Origin of the sequence: Rhizobium sp. WYCCWR 11152, assembly GCF_013087615.1 — a bacterium.
Taxonomy (GTDB): Bacteria; Pseudomonadota; Alphaproteobacteria; order Rhizobiales; family Rhizobiaceae; genus Rhizobium; species Rhizobium indicum.
Genome location: NZ_JABFCP010000009.1, coordinates 310,904 through 327,230 on the forward strand (window position 1 = coordinate 310,904; position 16,327 = coordinate 327,230).

The following is a 16,327-nucleotide window of genomic DNA, read 5'->3' on the forward strand; positions in this document are numbered from 1 at the left end:
AACACGCCGAGAGGTAATCTCTTCATACTAAATATCGCGGCCGCCATGGTGACGCGATGAGCGATGATGAGGAATATTCATTGCTTGGGAGCGAGGCCATCGAGCAGGAAGTCGAGGCCTTTCCGGAAAGCGCCGTCCCACCAACAGCAGATGGGAGCGTGCGATTGTCGGTTGGTGTTGGCTGCGTGAAGCTCGCCATGCACGTTCGCTCCCCCGGTAACCTCTGAAGGGGTTTCCCTGGAGAATGGCCTGCGCCCCGGAGGCGAAAACTGTCGGTCCGCCTTCAGCCCTAAGAGCGGACCTTTTTGGTTATCGAAGGATAAGGCTGCTTTGCGCCCTCATGTCGGCCGTAGAAAGCAGGCATCGCCGGCGACCACGCTGGAAGGTCTCAGTTGCGGCAAAACCGGAAGATAGAACTGCTTCGCAACAAGTCCGATTTACTTGGTCAGCAGACCTCTGGTCCGGTAGAGTCCCAAGTCTCCACCTGGCCGCAGACCGAAAAGCCGGAAAACGCCTATCTCATAGTAAGCTGATGCATCTGGAGCGCCCATGATGAAGTCGAGCGGATCCACCGAGGCAGTGAGGATCGAGGACCTTGACGACGCGGGGTTGGTTGAACACGCGCGACAGCTTGACCCCGCCGCATTCTGGCTAATCATCAAGCGTCACAATCAGCGGCTTCACCGGGTCGCCCGCGCCGTCCTGAATGACGACACCGAGGCGGAGGACGTACTTCAGGAAACCTACATCCACGCCTTCACCCATCTGGCCGAATTCCGCGCGGAGGCACGGCTGTCGACCTGGCTCACCCGGATCGCGCTGAACGAGGCGCTGGGACGCCGCCGGAAAAGGCGACCCACCGTAGACGCGAAAGCCATCGAAGGCATGGTCGCTCCGTTCAGCGCACACAAGCCTGATCCCGAAGAGGCGGCCGCTCTCGCTGAAATCCGCGGCCTGCTGGAGCGAGCCGTCAGTGACTTGCCAGAGCCCTTTCGCATCGTCTTTGTCTTGCGGGACGTCGAGGAAATGAGCATTGAGGAAACGGCTTTTCTTTTGGCATTGCGACCTCAGACAGTGAGCACCCGTCTTTATCGCGCACGCCGGCTGCTCCGCGAAACGCTGCGGGACAAGCTCGCCACCGTGTTCACGGATACGTTTCTCTTCGCTGGCGCTCGTTGTGACCGCCTCGCGCAATCAGTCCTCGATCGGCTCGCAATTCGCCTGGTTCGAAAGGCTACTCATCTGTTGAACGCGGCGACTGAGCGCGCCTAGAGCCTTTCCGGGTTAGATTGAAACATTCTGCCGGAGCAGGTTTTCGTCAGGGCAAAGGCGATTGGCGATGGGCATACCTCTTGGTACGTCCGAGCCGATCGCCTTTGCCCTGGCGGAAAGATGCCCGGCCCTTCGGGTTGGCTGAAACGGGCCGGCTGATCGACCGGCCGGCTTGGCCGTAGAGCCGGGCTACGACACGCGCCGGCCGGTCGACCATCCGACTCCGTTTGAGCTAACAGAATGCTTCAATCTAACCCGGAAAGGCTCTAGACGCCGTCCACGCCGAGATTACGCCGGCTCCTTTCGCAGGGCCTTTGTAGCGGGACACGGGAATATTTTGGCGGCCCGGACCATCTAATCGTCAGGCAAATGCATTCGGTGCCGCGGTGCTGACAGCGGTGTTGAATCAACAAACATAGGAGACCGCCATGCAGGGCGCACTTCACCTATCCCGGCGTCAGTCGCTTCAGGGACTTATCGTACTCGGTGCCGGAGTGGCACTCAGCGGAATTACGCGGCCTTCGCCGGTATTGGCACAGGACATATCGGACGAGGACATTTTCCGCTTTGCGCTCAACCTCGAATATATGGAGGCTGAATACTACCTCCGCGGCACCACCGGAATGGGCATCGACGCAGCCGATGCCGGTTCGAAACCCGGCGACGTCGTTGGTGGAAAGCAAGTCTCGTTCGAGACGCCGGCCATCGGCGAATTCATGCAGGAAGTCGCGGAAAACGAACTCGCGCACGTCCGCTTCTACCGCAAGACGCTTGGAACCAACGCGGTTGACAGGCCGGCCATCGATTTCGATGCGGGCTTCAAAGCCGTCGCGGAAGCAGCGGGCCTCGGGCCGGACTTCGACCCCTTCAGCAACGAGACGAACTTCGTTCTCGGCGGGATGTTGTTCGAGGATGTCGGCGTCACCGCCTATGCCGGTGCGGCGACAGTTCTGAAAAACAAGGACTTCCTCGCCGCAGCCGCAGGCATCCTGGCGGTCGAGGCCTATCACATGGGAATGGCGCGATCTACGCTGTACCGAAAGGGAGAGGAAGCCTGGAAGGCCGCCAACGCGGTCTCCAATGCCCGAGACAAAATCGACGGATCAGACGATAAGGACCAGGGGATCCAGGAGGACGGAAAAGCCAACATCGTTCCCTCGACGCCCGATGCGATCGCGTTCACCAGAACGCCGCAGGAGGTGCTCCGGATCGTCTACCTCACTGACAAGGACGGAGTGAGCAAGGGCGGCTTTTATCCAGAAGGGATGAACGGCACGCTCAAGACCACCTGAGCCAATTGCGACGAGTGACGATTGGCCACCGGAAACTGAGCGGATTGGTATCCGCTGCTCTGTGTGAGATTAACGCCTCAACCCTCCTTGCGACGTGCAAGGAGGGTTGAGCTCAAGGGCGGTTAGATCGTCCGGCGATACCGGTCGCGCTCCTGCGCGATCTGCTCAGGGGCGTATGGATCGAGCGTGTCGTCGAAGCGGGTCCAGCCCTGCTCGTTATAGGCACGCCGACGTTCGACCGGGTCGACCCAGTTTGAGCCCTGGAGAATAGCCTGCGCCTCGGCGGCGCGGGCGTCGTCGACCTTGGCGGTGACCAGGCTGCCGCCGCGGCGGACACCTTCGGCATAGAGGTGAGCATCATCTTCCGGGACGCCGGAGTCGGTGAGGGCGCCGATCAGGCCACCAGCAGCACCACCAGCGACGGCGCCGGCGACGGCCCCGGCCGCAGTTGCGGCAAGCCAGCCTGCGGCAACCACCGGCCCGACACCAGGAATGGCCATCAGGCCCAGTCCGGTGAGCAGGCCGCCAGCGCCACCGACGGCAGCGCCGATGCCGGCCCCCGTTGCGGCATCCTCGCCAACGTCATTGTCGCGATCAATGCGGCCAGCCTTGTTGGAGACGATACTGATGTCGTTTGAGGGAACGCCTGCCGCTTCCAATTTGCTGACGGCGGAGCGAGCGTCCGAGTAGTCGTCGAATAGTCCGGTTATAGTTCTCATCATGCTTCTCCTTGGGGTTACTTGGCGACGATGTTGCCTTGATAGTCGAGGGCGATGGAGACGGCTTTCCCGTCCTTCATGCCGGCGGCCATCCAGATCCCCTTGTCATCGAGCTTGAGATCCTTGACGTCGGTGTAGCCCGCTTCCGCAATGCGATCCTTCGCCTGAGCTTCGGTAAAGCTGTTGGCGCCCTCAACGGGCGCAGTCGGATTTTTGGTGTCTGGGGTTGCAACCGCAGGTGTGTTTCCATCCGGAGATGGAGCCGGTGTTGTCTGGGCAAAGGCTGCAAGGGCAGACGCGCCGAGAATTGCCGCCGCAAAGACGATCTTCTTCATAGGTGTTTTCTCCATTTTGCGGATCAGAAGACGATCCATGCGGTCAAAACACGCAGAGGAGATCTTTGTTCCCGAAGATTATGCGGTTGATTTTTCTAAATATATGGCAACGCGGCGCGCTGCGGGGTTATTCTCTGCGGCGCCGGGGCAATGTAAGCAGATAATAACGGGGAGCGTAACCGATGATCCACGGGCGCCTTGAGGAAACCTCTCGGAGTGAGGTCGGTCCTATAACTCCTAAGGTTGTGCTGCTGTCAAATGTGCCAGGGGGTGGCAGCGCGGGGCCACTCTGCTGCCGGCACTTCGTGCGGTGACGGATGCGGCCCCGGCAATGTCAGTGACTTCACGGGATACGGGCGATAACCTTGATCTCAAAGTCGAAGCCGGCGAGCCAGTTGACGCCGATGGCAGTCCAATTCGGGTAGGGTGGCTTGCTGAAAATCTCCTGCTTGACGGCCATGATCGTTCCGAACTGGTTTTCGGGGTCGGTGTGGAAAGTAGTGACATCGACGATATCATCCAGCGTGCAGCCGGCAGCACTCAGCGTGGCCTTCAGGTTGTCAAAGGCAAGCCGCACCTGGCTTTCGAAATCGGGTTCGGGTGTTCCATCCGAACGGCTGCCGACCTGTCCTGATACAAACAACAGATCGCCGGACCGGATGGCGGCGGAATAGCCGTGCTTCTCGTAAAGAGCGTGCCTGTCGGCTGGAAAGATTGCTTCGCGTTGGGTCATTCTGATCTCTCTTCATTGTTGACAACGACCGTTGAGCGCGACGTATCGCTTCACATCTCGCGCCCCATTTGATATACGGTTCGTATGTGAAATGTATGAGATACGCATCGTATGTCAAGTCCATATACGCTTCGTATATGAAATTGAGGGATCGAATGGCCAGGAAACGCAGCGAAACGATGCAGGAAAACCGCGTCAAATTGATCGCGGCGGCGCGAAAGGCTTTTGCGGAAAAGGGGTACTCCGCGGCATCGATGGACGAGCTGACGGCTGGCGTCGGTCTGACACGGGGCGCGCTTTACCACAACTTCCAAGACAAGCGTGGGCTGCTGGCGGCGGTTGTCGATCAGATCGACACGGAAATGGCAGTGCGCGCTCAAGAGATCGGGGCGCGCGCGGGTAATGATTGGCAGGGCCTGCTCGCCGAGGGTGCGGCCTATATCGAGATGGCGCTCAATCCGGAAGTGCAACGCATCGTTCTGCTCGACGGACCTGCAGTGTTGGGGGATCCCTCGCAGTGGCCGAGCCAGAACAATTGTCTGCAGGTGACCAAGAGCACGGTGGAGCGCCTGATCGCCCAAGGCATCCTCAAGCCGCTTGACCCGGAGGCGGCCGCCCGGTTGCTGAGCGGCGCGGCTCTCAATGCCGCTCTCTGGATCGCCGCCAGCGAAGATCCGCAGAGCGTGCTGCCGAAAGCGGTCGAGGCTTTTCATGCCTTGGCGGCAGGTCTGCTTGTGGAGCGTTTGTGATCGACCAAGGGCCAAGTCGAGCGAAGGGACGTTCACCCGCAGTAACGGCGAAAGTGGCTCCTTCTACAACGGAAAAGCCATCGCGAAATAGACTTGCGAATCGCATAAGTGTGTGCTTATGTGTTGGCATGATCGAGAATGACATTTTCCGAGCCTTGGCTGACCCGACCCGCCGCGCGATCTTCGAGAAGCTGGCGGCGGGCGGCATGAACGCCAGTGCCCTGCGTGAGGGCATGGAGATCAGCCAGCCGGCAATGTCGCAACATCTCTCGGTTTTGCGGAGCGCAAAGCTCGTGAGGGAAGAACGGCAGGGGCGTTTCGTGAATTACGAAGTCGATCCGGACGGGCTGGCTCTCATCGCACAATGGTTGGCGAAATATCGCGCCTACTGGCCTGCCCGCATCGAAGCTCTCAAGGTCTTGCTGAAGGATATGGACCAATGAACGATGGAAAGGCCAAGGAGCAGAAAAACGGCATCGAACTGGAATTCGATCTGGATGAGCCGCCGCAAAAGGTCTGGCGTGCAATCAGCATTCCGGAATTTCGGGAAAACTGGTTGCCGAAAGACGCTTTAGCCGATCCCACTCCGGCCACGATCACACCTGGCGAGGAAGTCCGTTATAGCCTGCGCGACGACGCTCCACCTTTCCTTGAAAGCACGGTGACGTTCACGATCGTCCCGAACGCGACCGGCGGCACCCGCCTGCGCATCATCCACGAGCTAACCGACGCGAGGCTTGACCGGATGGCGAAAACGCCCGCGAACGGCAACAGTCCGCCCCTCATGCTCGCCGCCTGACGCGGCAAGCTCTCCCCTTTGATTTCTGCAAGATTGGAGTTCGCCGATGCGCGAAGCGATGCAACTCGTCCCTATGGTCATAGAACAATCCAGCAGAGGGGAGCGGTCTTTTGACATTTACTCCCGCCTTCTGCGCGAACGCATCATCTTTCTCAACGGCGAGGTCAACGATACCGTTTCCGCTCTGGTCTGCGCGCAGTTGCTGTTTCTTGAGGCCGAGAATCCAAAGAAGCCGATCAATCTTTACATCAATTCTCCGGGCGGCGTCGTGACCAGCGGCCTCGCCATGTACGACACCATGCGCTTTATCCGCGCGCCGGTTCATACGCTTTGCATGGGCACAGCCCGTTCCATGGGATCGTTCCTGCTGATGGCAGGCGAGGCCGGCGGAAGAGCTGCTTTGCCCAATGCCAGTATCCTCATTCACCAGCCATCCGGTGGCTTCCAAGGGCAGGCTTCCGACATGATGATTCATGCCGAAGAAATTCTGAAGACCAAGCAGCGCATGACGCGGCTCTACGCGGAGCATTGCGGACGCTCCTATGAAGACTTTGAGCGCGGGATGGATCGCGACCGCTTCATGACGGCGGAAGAAGCATTGGAATGGGGTCTTATCGACCGTATTCTAAAGGTTCGGGAAGACGAAATTCCCGATTGAAGCGACACTTCTTTTCCTGACTTTTGCAACGTCGCAGAATAGACGGTTTTGCGATGCCGGCAAAAGAGTCCAAGCCGGGCGGAACCGTTGCGGCGGCTATCGGTTTATCCGCCGAGGTCGCGGCGTGCCAATCGGACGTGACGGAGATGGTGAACGCACCGGTTTTTCCGATTTCTCGGTGCGGGCAACGAAACGCCAGGCGAGCACCTTTACCCGTTCGCCGCGACCTCATCCCGCTGAGCAGGATCTCGCGATGATCGAACCGCCAACCAGCACTTCTCCTGAACGTAGAAGCCGCCGCCCGCCTATCAACGGCGGTGGGAACTGTCAGAACGAGGAGGAGAAGGTTATGAGCAAAAATAATTGGAAGGTCGGGCTTCGCACGAAGCTGGAGCATCTCGTCGACGACTGCGTTGTCGCCGGGGCCCGGCAGCAGGATGTCTTCGATGCGATCATCAAGGAGATCGGCGATCTGCGCGCAGCCCTTGAGCGCGATCCCGACCCCGCGGACGACGACACTGCCGTCATAGAGGAGCCTGCGAACGACTGGCCCGCGGCCGACAGATGACCTGAAGCCGATCGGGGAGGGGCCGCGACCTCTTGGGGCGGGGGTTATGGAACCAACTGGCGCGGCGAAGATTATAGTCTTGTCGCTTGGCAATCGGTTTAGCCGGATCTGCGAGACGTGATTGCCCGCGCGGCCGCTCATAATTCACAAGGGGAATTGTTATGGAAAATGCAGGTATCGGCTGGATCGCCGCAATCGTCATCGGCGGCATTGCCGGCTGGCTCGCTGAATTGCTGATGAAGAGCAACATGGGCGTGCTGATGAACGTCCTTCTCGGTATTGTCGGCGCCATCGTCGCCAACTTTGTACTGTCGCTCTTCGGCGTCGCCCTTGGCGGATGGCTGGGTTATCTGATCGCGGGCTTCATCGGAGCCTGTATCCTCATCGCTGTTGCGAGAATGGTCAGACGTACGGCCTGATCAAACAGGAGGCGGCTTCGCAAACCGGCCGCCTTCATCACGTTTTCGGGTTAGCACTCACGCGTGGTCGTCCGCTCGGCGCGCCCAGTTTGTCGTAGGCGAAGACCGCGCGTCGATTGTCGGCGTGGCGCAGCTGGAACCAGTCCAGCGTTTCGGCTCGGAATATCAATACCCCGAAGAAGGCCCGTCCATCGGTGTCTGCGATCCTACCCTCGCTCGCCGGCAGCTCGCCGATTTCGTCGCTCGGCGGCCCGCCCATATAGGTCCTGCGCGTCGATCGCGGCAGCAGGCTCCAGGCCTCGGCCGCGCGTTCGCTTGCCGGGCCATTGAGTTCGGCCAATCGGGTGACATCATGCTCTAACTATATAATGTAGAACAGGATTCGCCTGCCTACTGCGTGGGAAAACGGCTCAGCATCCGGTCCTGGACGTTCTCCCAGCCAACGATCATCGCAGCAAGCGAGATAGCTTTGTCGCGGTCTGCAGCCTTGGTTATAAAGCCTTCGAGCAGGACGACAGGGCCGAGCATCCTGATCTCGATGGCACTGCTGTCGATATCCGGATCGGCGGAAAGGGTCGCTTCGATTGTGGCGATGGTGGATGCCGAACTGTGGCCTTGCGAGCAGCGCTCTTCGTGATTGTAGTTATCGGGGCCGAACTTCATATTCTCCTCCTGTCCCGCCCCTCCACGGACGTACACGTTACCTCGCATTAGATATGAGCAGCGTGTCCTGACATCACCACCTGGACTTAAGTCCACCTTTCCCTCGGCACCAAGATTTCTCCTGATCCTTGTTGAAAGGACATCAGGGAGGTTTTAGCAATGTTTGCTGAACTCCAGTCAGAACCTCCCTGATGACGCGCCAAGTTATCGACCACTGTCGAGGGTCCGAGCTCAGCAACGGAATGCTTCGCGTGCGGTTAGAGGTGGTGACCAGGATTTATCCGATAAAGTGGAAACACTCGCTTGGTGGCTTTGGCTATCTCGGTGATGGCGGCATCGACGGAAACCTTCATTGATCCCGGGTAGCAACTCATGTATATCTTCTGAGGTACGTACATCATATCCATGGCTTGCGGACGGAGACGAGCGAGGTCAGGGTTCCGGCCCGACCGTTCGGCCATGCGATAAGAGGGATTTCGGGAGGGGATCATGACGGCCTTACAACTCAATCCAGATTTTGCCATCGCGGATGAGCAGTCGCTTCGGGCGCTGTTCGAGCCGACCCACGCTCTGGCAATCGTGAAGTGTCAGAATTCGCTTGGCGAGCACGCGCAGGAATTCATTCGGCGCTCGCCATTCTTCTGCATCGGCACGCAGAGTTCGGAGGGGAGGGCCGACGTCAGTCCTCGCGGCGACCCTCCGGGCTTCGTCAAGGTTCTCGACGAGCGCACCCTGGCGATCCCGGATCGACCTGGCAACAATCGTCTTGATACCTTAAGCAACATCATCGCCAACCCGAACGTCGGGCTATTGTTTCTTATCCCCGGTTTCGACGACACATTGCGCGTCAACGGGCGGGCAAGTCTGACCCATGATCCTCAATTGTTGACGAGCATGAGCGTCGCTGATCGTCTCCCGAAACTCGCGATCATCGTCAACGTCAGCGAAGTCTTCATGCATTGCGCCAAGGCCTTCAGACGGTCCCACCTGTGGAGCCCGGATCATTTCCAGGACCGCACGGAGATGCCCTCGCTGATAAAGATCATTCTGGACGAGACGACAGGAGCGCCGAAGGACGGGGATGAAATGCGAAAGATGGACGAAGAACTGGAGCAAGCCTACCGAAGGACACTGTACTAGCTGCCCGGCTCCGGCCGAAGGCGGTCGAGGCTTTTCAGGCCTTGGCGGCAGGCCTGCTGGTGGAGCGGTCATGATCCGCGAGCTGGTGGCACCCCGCCCTCCGTCGACGGCTTTGCGCCAGAGACCTGCCGTTGCTAAGGTCGCAATGGCGTTTAAAGTAGGTGCGACGGATCAAGCGGGAACCCAAAGTGATTGAGACGACGCGCCTGAAATTGCACCATTTCGCCGACCATCACCGATCACCATTTGCCGAGATGCACGCCGATCCAGAAGTGATGGCGGATCTCGGCGGCCCAATCGACAATGTCGAGAGCGACCTCAAATTTGCCCGCTACCTCGCCGCACAAGCCGAACATGGAGTCGCGCGATGGGCTGTGGAAGACGTGAATGGCAATTTCCTAGGCTATTCCGGGGTGATGCCGCGGATGGACCCAAAACATCCGCTGGGTTCCCACTACGAAGTGGGTTGGCGATTCCGACGAGCGGCATGGGGAAATGGCTACGCTTTCGAGAGTGCCAGAGCAGCCCTCTCTCACGCAATCCATGATATCAGGCTAGACCAAATCGTCTCATACACCAGTGGTGACAACCTCCGCTCCCAAAGCGTGATGCGGAAGCTCGGACTTGTCCGCGATTCATCGCGAGATTTCACGATAAGAACGTCTCGACCTTGGCAGGGATTAGTATGGTTGGTTCCAGTCGGGTCTTGGCCGCGTTCTTGATGGCCACGTCGGGTCGACAGCGGCCGAAGTGTCTCGACACCGTCTCGCCATTTGCGGGCCTCTGAACAGATTGGGGAAAAAAACCTATAGTTCCGGAACAGTCGCGCAGCCTCCAGACGTTCGAAACCCGACCGACCTACCGCAAAGGCTGATAGCTGGTCATCCACATCGTCTGGTATTCAGGGATTGACCCAGCGGGAGGAGGTCAGCGCCCCCAGATGGTCGTAGGCAAAGACTGCGCGTCGGTTGTCTGCGTGGCGTAGCTGGAACCAGTCCAGCGTCTCGGCTCGGAATATCAGCACCCCGAAGAAGGCTCGTCCATCGGCGTCTGCGATGCTACCCTCGCTTGCCGGCCGCTCGCCGATGTCGTCGCCCGGCGGCCCACCCATATAGGTGCTGCGCGTCGATCGCGGCAGCAGGCTCCAGGCTTCAGTCGCGCACTCGCTTGCTGGTCCATTGAGTTCGGCCGACCCCTGAAGGCGAAGCTGCACTTTCGGCTGCGGGCCAAAGCCGAGGAGGGTGACCCGAGGATTGGCCGATATTTCCTGCCATTTCGGGCTTCTGACATCCGTATGGATTTCCAGGATGCGTCGCGCCACATCCGCGCGCCTCAGCACGACCATGCGGGCTTGCGGCCGGCCGCCGGCGTCGACCGAACACAGGTTCAGGTAGCGGAAGGCCGACTGCGGATCGGCGGCAGCGCCTTCCAGCTCGGCCCAGGCCGATGCATCGACCTCGGCGAGGGTCACTCCGTCGCCTCCGCGTTCCTTATCTCGCCGGCCTTGACGTTCCAGTTGAAGCACATCGCTGTTCTCCTTGGCGTTGAAAGCGATCCTGTCAGACGGACCGGGTAAGGCCGCCGTCGATCTTGAGGCTCTGGCCGGTGATATAGCCCGCCCCTTCGGAAACGAGGAAGGAAATCGTCGCCGCCACTTCGGCGCTGGTGCCGTAGCGCTTCATCGGCACGCTGTCGCGGCGCTCCTCCGTCGCCGGCAGGCTGTCGATCCAGCCTGGCAGCACGTTGTTGATGCGGATGCCGTCGCCCGCATAGGTATCGGCATAAATCTTGGTGTAGGCGGCAAGCCCGGCGCGGAAGACGGCCGAGGTCGGGAACATCGCCGACGGTTCAGCCACCCAGGCGGTGGAGATATTGACGATTGCGCCCGACTTCTGCGCCTGCATGATCGGCGTGACCAGCCGCACGGGACGGACCACGTTCATGAAATAAATGTCCATGCCCGCGTGCCACTGTTCGTCGGTGATCTCGGTGATCGGCGCGCGCGGGCCGTGGCCGGCGCTGTTGACGAGGACGTCGACACGGCCCCATTTCTCCATCGTGGCATCGACCAGGCGCTTGAGGTCGTCGTTGGACTGGTTCGAGCCGGTGACGCCGATGCCGCCGAGTTCGGTGGCAAGCGCCTCGCCCTTGCCTGAAGAGGACAGGATGGCGACCTTGAAGCCATCGGCCGCCAGCCGCTTCGCGGCCTCCGCACCCATGCCGCTGCCGCCAGCCGTGATGATCGCTACCTTTTCTACTGTCATCGTCGCTCTCCCTAGTCGATTTGCACCCATTGCCGGGCGTTGATCCTTCGAATACCATGGGCTTCAAGCGAGATCGAACCAGTTTTCGTGAAATGTTCCAGTAGAAAAACTATCGAATGTCCATGTCCATCGGCAATCTTCCATCCCTCAACGGCCTCAAGGCCTTCGACGTGGCGGCGCGTCATCTGAACTTCCGGCTCGCGGCCGAAGAGCTCGGCGTCACGCAAGGGGCTGTCGCCCAGCACGTGCGCGGGCTTGAGGCGGAACTCGGGGTGACATTGTTCGAGCGCCTGCCGAAGTCATTGGCGCTGACGGGCGAGGGGCGAAGCTATGTCGCCGACGTAAGGCGCGCCTTCGAACTGCTCGCAAACGCGACGGCGAACCTGAAGCCTCAGCCGGTCAAACTGGTGGTCAGCACGACACCGACCTTCGCCTCGAGATGGCTGATCCCGCGTCTTCCTGATTTCACTTCGAGGCATCCCGATCTCGATCTCCACATCCTGGCGACAGACCGCATTTCCAGCTTCCAGGTCGACGGCGTCGATCTCGCCGTCCGATATGGCAGCCCTCCCTTCGGTCCTGGCCTTGCCGCCGAACTGCTGTTCGAGCAGGAGATCATTGCCATCTGCAATCCGAGCCTCGTCGCCGAGGGAGCCGAGCCTCAGAACGCGGAAGAACTCTCGCACTACACGCTGCTTCACGATGCCCATAATTCCTGGCCCGAATATATCGATCGCTTCCTCGGCGGCGGTGATCCCACGCTGTTTCGGGGCATCAGCTTCTCGCAGACATCGCATGCGATCGAAGCTGCGATCGCCGGGCAGGGCATCGCCGTGGCGACCCGCGCTTTCGTCTCGACCGACATTGAGGCGGGCAGGCTGAGGCAGGTCTTCGACGGCGCCCTCAAAGCGCGCTCGCACTTCTATCTGGTGAAGCCGCGATACCGGAAGTCCGAAGCGGTGGACAAGCTTCAGGATTGGCTGCGCTCGCAGGTGCAGAACTGATGGTTAGGTCATGCGCCGCTTCGCCGCCCACACCGGACAGTGGGGCTGCGTTCGACGCCGGTCCTCACATTGCTGCGGTAGGCACACGAACAATCGGGCTCACATTCCACACCGAGGGACTGCCTGCGGCATTCAGTGGAAGCGTTGGATGAAACGCGGGTTCCCCTGAAGCGCTGTTGAGGTCGGTCGTTTCATTTAAGTGCGACCAGTCCTATAATAGGGCGGGTGAGGCCGAACCAATGGACCGCAAGCTTTCCGCCATCCTCGCTGCTGATGTCGTGGGCTATTCCGCGCTGATGGAGCGCGACGAGGCTGGTACATTCGAGCGCCTTCGTGCGGGACGCAAGGAACTGTTTGAGCCGGATATTGCTCGCCATCACGGCCAGATTTTCAAGCTGATGGGCGACGGGATGCTCGCCGAATTTGGCAGCGTGGTGGACGCGGTGGAATGCGCCGTCTCGCTGCAGCGCGGGCTGGCGGAACGGAACGCCGCCGTTCCCGAGGACCAGCGGATCAGGGTCAGGATCGGGATCAATCTCGGCGAGGTGATCGTTGAGGGCGAGGACCGGTATGGCGAGGGCGTCAACGTCGCGGCCAGGCTTCAGCAGTTGGCAGACCCTGGCGGCATCTGTGTTTCGGGAAAGGTCGCAAGGGAGGTTGAGAAGAAGCTGGCTTTCGGTTTCGAGCCGATGGGCGAGCAGAAGGTGAAGAATATCGCCGAACCGGTACAGGCCTTCCGCGTCATCCTAGAGGGACAAGCCCCACGCCAACCAGCGCGGTCATCGCCTCCGCGCTGGGTTTGGGCAGCAGCAGCCGTGCCAGTCCTTATTCTGGTCTTGGCCGGGACGGTCTGGCAATTCTGGCCGACCGCGACAGTAAGCGGCAAGCCGTCGGTAGCGGTGCTGCCGTTCGACAACTATGGCGGCGACGAGGCGACCGGACGCCTCGCCAATGGCCTCACTGAGGACATCATCACCGATCTGGCGGGGTTCCCTGAATTCCACGTGATCGCCCGTAACTCGACTGAACAATACCGGGACAAACCAGCCGCGCCGAGTGAAGTGGGTAAGGCGCTTGGCGCGGGATTTGTGGTCGAGGGTTCCATCCAGCGTCAGTCTGACCGCGTAAGAATTACGACGCAGCTCAGCGACGCCAAGACGGGCAAACATCTTTGGTCGCAGCGCTGGGACCGGCCGGACGAGGACTTGTTCGCAATCCAGATCGAAATATCCGAGCAGATTTCGAACCGCCTCGGTGGCGGCGCGGGTTTGGTCCAGGAGGCGGGCCGCATCACTGCCCACCGAAAGCCGCCCGGGAATCTCAACGCCTACGAACTTTATCTGCTCGGCACCGAAAAACTCGAGCAAGTCAATCAGGCGGATGTCGAGGAGGCCGTCAGGCTGCTCACCCGCGCGGTCGAACTGGACCCCGGTCTTGCCCGCGCCTGGGTCGAACTTAGCCATTCCCATGGTGTCTTGACCGGTTTTGGGGTTGAACCCGACAAGAACCGGGTTCTCTCTGCCGAGGCTGCCGAGCGCGCCGTCCAGCTCGACCCGAGCGATGCCGAGGCGCATGCTGTTTATGCCATAGTTTTAGGCGACAGAGGCGAATTTGGACGCGCCAAGGTAGAGTTCGATACCGCGCTGCGCCTCGCTCCCGGTCAGTTCGAAGTTCTGACTTTCTATATCGATTGGGCCTCGACCTTCGGCGAGCCTGAGCGCACCGCGGAACTGGTCGACAAGGCGGTCAGTCTCAACCCCGGTTTCCCGATGTGGAGTGCCAGGATTTTCACTCATGCCTACTTCATGGCTGGCCGGTATGAGGATGCCCTGCGGATGCTGGACCGCTTGACGGCGGAAAACTATGGAAGGAAACACTGGGTGATGCGTTCTGGCGCGCTTGCGGCTCTTGGCCGAACTGAAGAGGCGAAGGTCTCAGTAACGGACGCACTCAGGCGGTTTCCCAATTTGACCGTTGAGGGATTTGCCAATATTCCCGGATTCAATGAAGCGGAGCGCCAGCGGTTGATCGAAACCATGCGGCTCGTCGGCTTTCCTGATTGCGCCAAAGCGGAAGAGCTCACGAAGCTAAAGAAGCCGTTGCGCCTGCCGGAGTGTGCTTCGCCCTAATCGCGTTGACGAGCAGCCACAGATGACAAACGCTTCGAAGGGTCCGAGACGCGACCTTCGTTTCACTGACCGCGAAAGCCCAGATGCGGCGCTCGTCGCTCGTTCCGGTCGGGGAGACGTATGTCTGGAAATGGGCGCAAAGCGGTCAAGACCGCCGTCGGCCCCTTTGCTGCCGTTCGAGGTCGATCCGAGGAACGTGCGGTATGTGCTAGAATGCGGCCCGAAGTCGGAATGCGACCGACACACGGCGAGGGGCGGTGTGATCGTACCGGAATTCGCGCGACCGAGAGCCGACGTTGTGCTGTTGAAAGGGGAGACGAGGACGATGCCGACACCACAGCAACCCAGTCTAATAGTTCGACAGAAATCCCCACCGAACATCGAGTTTCCGTTTGCGTCGCTCTCCGATTGGCTGATCCCAACCGAGCAGTTCTTCGTGCGAAACCATTTCCCGTCGCCGGACCTCGATGCGCGAGACTGGAGATTGCGCGTTGACGGGGCGGTGGAGCGGCCGATCGAACTTGACCTCGACAGCATCAAGGCGATGCGGAGCACGACTTTCACCGCCGTCGTCGAGTGCGCAGGGAACGGGCGCGTCTACTATGAGCCGCCGAAGGAGGGGTTGCAGTGGCAGAACGGAGCCGTCGGCAATGCCGCCTGGACAGGTGTTCTTCTGCGCGAGATTTTGGAAATGGCGGGCGTTAAGCCAACCGCATGTGAGGTTCTGCTCGCAGGCGCCGACAGCGGCGTCGTCGACACGAACAAGAAAACGGCTTCTCCCGGCCCCATCGCTTTTGCGCGCAGTTTACCGCTTGAGAAGGCCATCGCTGACAGCACGATCCTTGCCTATTCGATGAACGAGGAGCCGTTGACGCGCGATCACGGCTACCCGCTACGCGCGGTCGTGGGTGGCTGGTTCGGCATGGCTTGGGTCAAGTGGATCACGCATATCACGGTTGTGGAGCAACCGTTCCTTGGCTACTGGCAGGCGCGCGACTATTTCCGTTGGGAGCGCAGCCTCGGGGAACCCAGGCTGGTCCCCCTTGCGGAGATGGAGGTCAAAGCGCAGATCGCGCGTCCCGTACAGGGGGCGCGTCTCATTGCCGGCCAACCGTACCGGATTTTCGGAGCCGCCTGGAGCGGGGAGGCTGCTATCCGGCAGGTGCAGGTCTGCACCGGAGATGGCAGGGGCTGGCGCGAGGGAAGGCTTCTCGAAAAAGAACGTCCCTTTGCATGGCGCTTGTGGGAGTACATGTGGACCCCTGAAGAAGTGGGGCGATATATGCTGCGATGTCGCGCGGTCGATGGGGCGGGGTGCGTGCAGCCCGACCTTCAGCATTCCGACTGCGAGAGCTACGCGGCCAATTGGATCGTTCCAGTGGAGGTTACGGTCGTTCCCGAGCCACAGACGTACGAGGAGGAATTCGTGATCTAATTACCCGCATGGGGCGGAATGGCGGCTTTTGGCGCAACTGCGACCCGCGTTGTCACTGCGTCATGTCCGCTTTGCAGCTACAGCGACGGGGTGCTCGATGACCTTTAAGAGGCGCATTGCTGATCGGCATTTGGAGCCGTTAGCGGCC

General features: G+C 60.2%; 18 protein-coding genes and 2 pseudogenes. 12 read left to right on the top strand and 8 right to left on the bottom strand.

The genetic code is table 11. The features are described from left to right. Nucleotides 1–77: 77 nt before the first annotated feature. Nucleotides 78–183: pseudogene (locus G9X67_RS16625) on the bottom strand (TetR family transcriptional regulator); the annotation flags it as partial. A 366-nt stretch (nucleotides 184–549) separates the two neighbouring features. Here G9X67_RS16625 and G9X67_RS16630 point away from each other — a divergent pair. Then, a complete protein-coding gene (locus tag G9X67_RS16630) occupies nucleotides 550–1,272 on the top strand; it encodes an RNA polymerase sigma factor (RefSeq protein WP_138387890.1) in 723 nt (240 codons plus the stop codon). Between the two features lie 530 nt (nucleotides 1,273–1,802). Next, nucleotides 1,803–2,564, top strand: a complete 762-nt coding sequence (locus tag G9X67_RS16635) for a ferritin-like domain-containing protein (protein ID WP_138328995.1) — start codon at nucleotides 1,803–1,805, stop codon at nucleotides 2,562–2,564. Between the two features lie 122 nt (nucleotides 2,565–2,686). Here G9X67_RS16635 and G9X67_RS16640 read toward each other — a convergent pair whose 3' ends face one another. From G9X67_RS16640 to G9X67_RS16650, 3 genes are all read right to left on the bottom strand, one after another. Next, nucleotides 2,687–3,283 (bottom strand): general stress protein, encoded by a 597-nt coding sequence (locus G9X67_RS16640; protein WP_171599220.1) that lies wholly within the window; start codon nucleotides 3,281–3,283, stop codon nucleotides 2,687–2,689. Nucleotides 3,284–3,300: 17 nt separating this feature from the next. Further along, a complete protein-coding gene (locus G9X67_RS16645; protein ID WP_138387889.1) occupies nucleotides 3,301–3,618 on the bottom strand; it encodes a PepSY domain-containing protein in 318 nt (105 codons plus the stop codon). Nucleotides 3,619–3,961: 343 nt separating this feature from the next. Continuing rightward, the gene (locus tag G9X67_RS16650) at nucleotides 3,962–4,351 is read right to left on the bottom strand and encodes a RidA family protein (RefSeq protein WP_171599221.1); all 390 of its coding nucleotides are present in this window, start codon (nucleotides 4,349–4,351) and stop codon (nucleotides 3,962–3,964) included. 137 nt (nucleotides 4,352–4,488) lie between these two features. Between G9X67_RS16650 and G9X67_RS16655 the strand changes: the two genes are divergently transcribed. From G9X67_RS16655 to G9X67_RS16680, 6 genes are all read left to right on the top strand, one after another. Beyond that, entirely contained in the window at nucleotides 4,489–5,100 is a 612-nt protein-coding gene (locus tag G9X67_RS16655; RefSeq protein WP_138387887.1) for a TetR/AcrR family transcriptional regulator, read from the top strand. Nucleotides 5,101–5,228: 128 nt separating this feature from the next. Next, on the top strand, nucleotides 5,229–5,543 hold the full coding sequence (locus G9X67_RS16660; protein WP_003557361.1) for a metalloregulator ArsR/SmtB family transcription factor: 315 nt from the start codon (nucleotides 5,229–5,231) through the stop codon (nucleotides 5,541–5,543). Beyond that, nucleotides 5,540–5,899, top strand: a complete 360-nt coding sequence (locus tag G9X67_RS16665) for an SRPBCC domain-containing protein (protein WP_138328722.1) — start codon at nucleotides 5,540–5,542, stop codon at nucleotides 5,897–5,899. The genes G9X67_RS16660 and G9X67_RS16665 overlap by 4 nt, the downstream gene beginning before the upstream one ends. A 46-nt stretch (nucleotides 5,900–5,945) precedes the next feature. Next, a complete protein-coding gene (locus tag G9X67_RS16670) occupies nucleotides 5,946–6,557 on the top strand; it encodes an ATP-dependent Clp protease proteolytic subunit (RefSeq protein ID WP_138328721.1) in 612 nt (203 codons plus the stop codon). Nucleotides 6,558–6,906: 349 nt separating this feature from the next. Further along, on the top strand, nucleotides 6,907–7,125 hold the full coding sequence (locus G9X67_RS16675) for a hypothetical protein (protein WP_171599222.1): 219 nt from the start codon (nucleotides 6,907–6,909) through the stop codon (nucleotides 7,123–7,125). Nucleotides 7,126–7,286: 161 nt separating this feature from the next. Next, complete coding sequence (locus G9X67_RS16680) at nucleotides 7,287–7,544, top strand: GlsB/YeaQ/YmgE family stress response membrane protein (RefSeq protein WP_138328718.1); 258 nt, start codon at nucleotides 7,287–7,289, stop codon at nucleotides 7,542–7,544. Between the two features lie 37 nt (nucleotides 7,545–7,581). Here G9X67_RS16680 and G9X67_RS16685 read toward each other — a convergent pair. Then, nucleotides 7,582–7,881, bottom strand: a pseudogene (locus tag G9X67_RS16685) (hypothetical protein); the annotation flags it as partial. Nucleotides 7,882–7,934: 53 nt separating this feature from the next. Then, nucleotides 7,935–8,207 (bottom strand): BON domain-containing protein, encoded by a 273-nt coding sequence (locus tag G9X67_RS16690; RefSeq protein WP_138387884.1) that lies wholly within the window; start codon nucleotides 8,205–8,207, stop codon nucleotides 7,935–7,937. Nucleotides 8,208–8,696: 489 nt separating this feature from the next. Here G9X67_RS16690 and G9X67_RS16695 point away from each other — a divergent pair, with 489 nt between their 5' ends. After that, entirely contained in the window at nucleotides 8,697–9,347 is a 651-nt protein-coding gene (locus tag G9X67_RS16695) for a pyridoxamine 5'-phosphate oxidase family protein (protein WP_171599223.1), read from the top strand. Between the two features lie 901 nt (nucleotides 9,348–10,248). On the opposite strand, the gene G9X67_RS16705 is transcribed toward G9X67_RS16695, so the two are convergent. Further along, entirely contained in the window at nucleotides 10,249–10,818 is a 570-nt protein-coding gene (locus tag G9X67_RS16705; RefSeq protein WP_171599225.1) for a pyridoxamine 5'-phosphate oxidase family protein, read from the bottom strand. Between the two features lie 88 nt (nucleotides 10,819–10,906). Further along, nucleotides 10,907–11,611 carry an SDR family oxidoreductase gene (locus G9X67_RS16710; protein ID WP_171599226.1) on the bottom strand — a complete coding sequence of 235 codons (705 nt, stop codon included), beginning with the start codon at nucleotides 11,609–11,611 and terminating at the stop codon, nucleotides 10,907–10,909. Between the two features lie 116 nt (nucleotides 11,612–11,727). Between G9X67_RS16710 and G9X67_RS16715 the strand changes: the two genes are divergently transcribed. The 3 genes from G9X67_RS16715 to G9X67_RS16725 all read left to right on the top strand — a co-directional run bounded on the left by G9X67_RS16715 (nucleotide 11,728) and on the right by G9X67_RS16725 (nucleotide 16,179). Next, nucleotides 11,728–12,615, top strand: coding sequence for a LysR substrate-binding domain-containing protein (locus G9X67_RS16715; RefSeq protein WP_171599227.1), 888 nt, complete (start codon nucleotides 11,728–11,730; stop codon nucleotides 12,613–12,615). Between the two features lie 239 nt (nucleotides 12,616–12,854). Beyond that, a complete protein-coding gene (locus G9X67_RS16720; protein ID WP_138387879.1) occupies nucleotides 12,855–14,744 on the top strand; it encodes an adenylate/guanylate cyclase domain-containing protein in 1,890 nt (629 codons plus the stop codon). A gap of 325 nt (nucleotides 14,745–15,069) precedes the next feature. After that, the gene (locus tag G9X67_RS16725; RefSeq protein WP_210258890.1) at nucleotides 15,070–16,179 is read left to right on the top strand and encodes a sulfite oxidase; all 1,110 of its coding nucleotides are present in this window, start codon (nucleotides 15,070–15,072) and stop codon (nucleotides 16,177–16,179) included. The last annotated feature ends 148 nt before the right edge of the window (nucleotides 16,180–16,327 follow it).

Coding starts and splice junctions, on each gene's coding strand:
- G9X67_RS16630 (WP_138387890.1), top strand. CDS start 550: ATGATGAAGTCGAGCGGATCCACCGAGGCAGTGAGGATCGAGGACCTT.
- G9X67_RS16640 (WP_171599220.1), bottom strand. CDS start 3,283: ATGAGAACTATAACCGGACTATTCGACGACTACTCGGACGCTCGCTCC.
- G9X67_RS16645 (WP_138387889.1), bottom strand. CDS start 3,618: ATGAAGAAGATCGTCTTTGCGGCGGCAATTCTCGGCGCGTCTGCCCTT.
- G9X67_RS16650 (WP_171599221.1), bottom strand. CDS start 4,351: ATGACCCAACGCGAAGCAATCTTTCCAGCCGACAGGCACGCTCTTTAC.
- G9X67_RS16655 (WP_138387887.1), top strand. CDS start 4,489: ATGAAATTGAGGGATCGAATGGCCAGGAAACGCAGCGAAACGATGCAG.
- G9X67_RS16660 (WP_003557361.1), top strand. CDS start 5,229: ATGATCGAGAATGACATTTTCCGAGCCTTGGCTGACCCGACCCGCCGC.
- G9X67_RS16665 (WP_138328722.1), top strand. CDS start 5,540: ATGAACGATGGAAAGGCCAAGGAGCAGAAAAACGGCATCGAACTGGAA.
- G9X67_RS16670 (WP_138328721.1), top strand. CDS start 5,946: ATGCGCGAAGCGATGCAACTCGTCCCTATGGTCATAGAACAATCCAGC.
- G9X67_RS16675 (WP_171599222.1), top strand. CDS start 6,907: ATGAGCAAAAATAATTGGAAGGTCGGGCTTCGCACGAAGCTGGAGCAT.
- G9X67_RS16680 (WP_138328718.1), top strand. CDS start 7,287: ATGGAAAATGCAGGTATCGGCTGGATCGCCGCAATCGTCATCGGCGGC.
- G9X67_RS16690 (WP_138387884.1), bottom strand. CDS start 8,207: ATGAAGTTCGGCCCCGATAACTACAATCACGAAGAGCGCTGCTCGCAA.
- G9X67_RS16695 (WP_171599223.1), top strand. CDS start 8,697: ATGACGGCCTTACAACTCAATCCAGATTTTGCCATCGCGGATGAGCAG.
- G9X67_RS16710 (WP_171599226.1), bottom strand. CDS start 11,611: ATGACAGTAGAAAAGGTAGCGATCATCACGGCTGGCGGCAGCGGCATG.
- G9X67_RS16715 (WP_171599227.1), top strand. CDS start 11,728: ATGTCCATGTCCATCGGCAATCTTCCATCCCTCAACGGCCTCAAGGCC.
- G9X67_RS16720 (WP_138387879.1), top strand. CDS start 12,855: ATGGACCGCAAGCTTTCCGCCATCCTCGCTGCTGATGTCGTGGGCTAT.
- G9X67_RS16725 (WP_210258890.1), top strand. CDS start 15,070: ATGCCGACACCACAGCAACCCAGTCTAATAGTTCGACAGAAATCCCCA.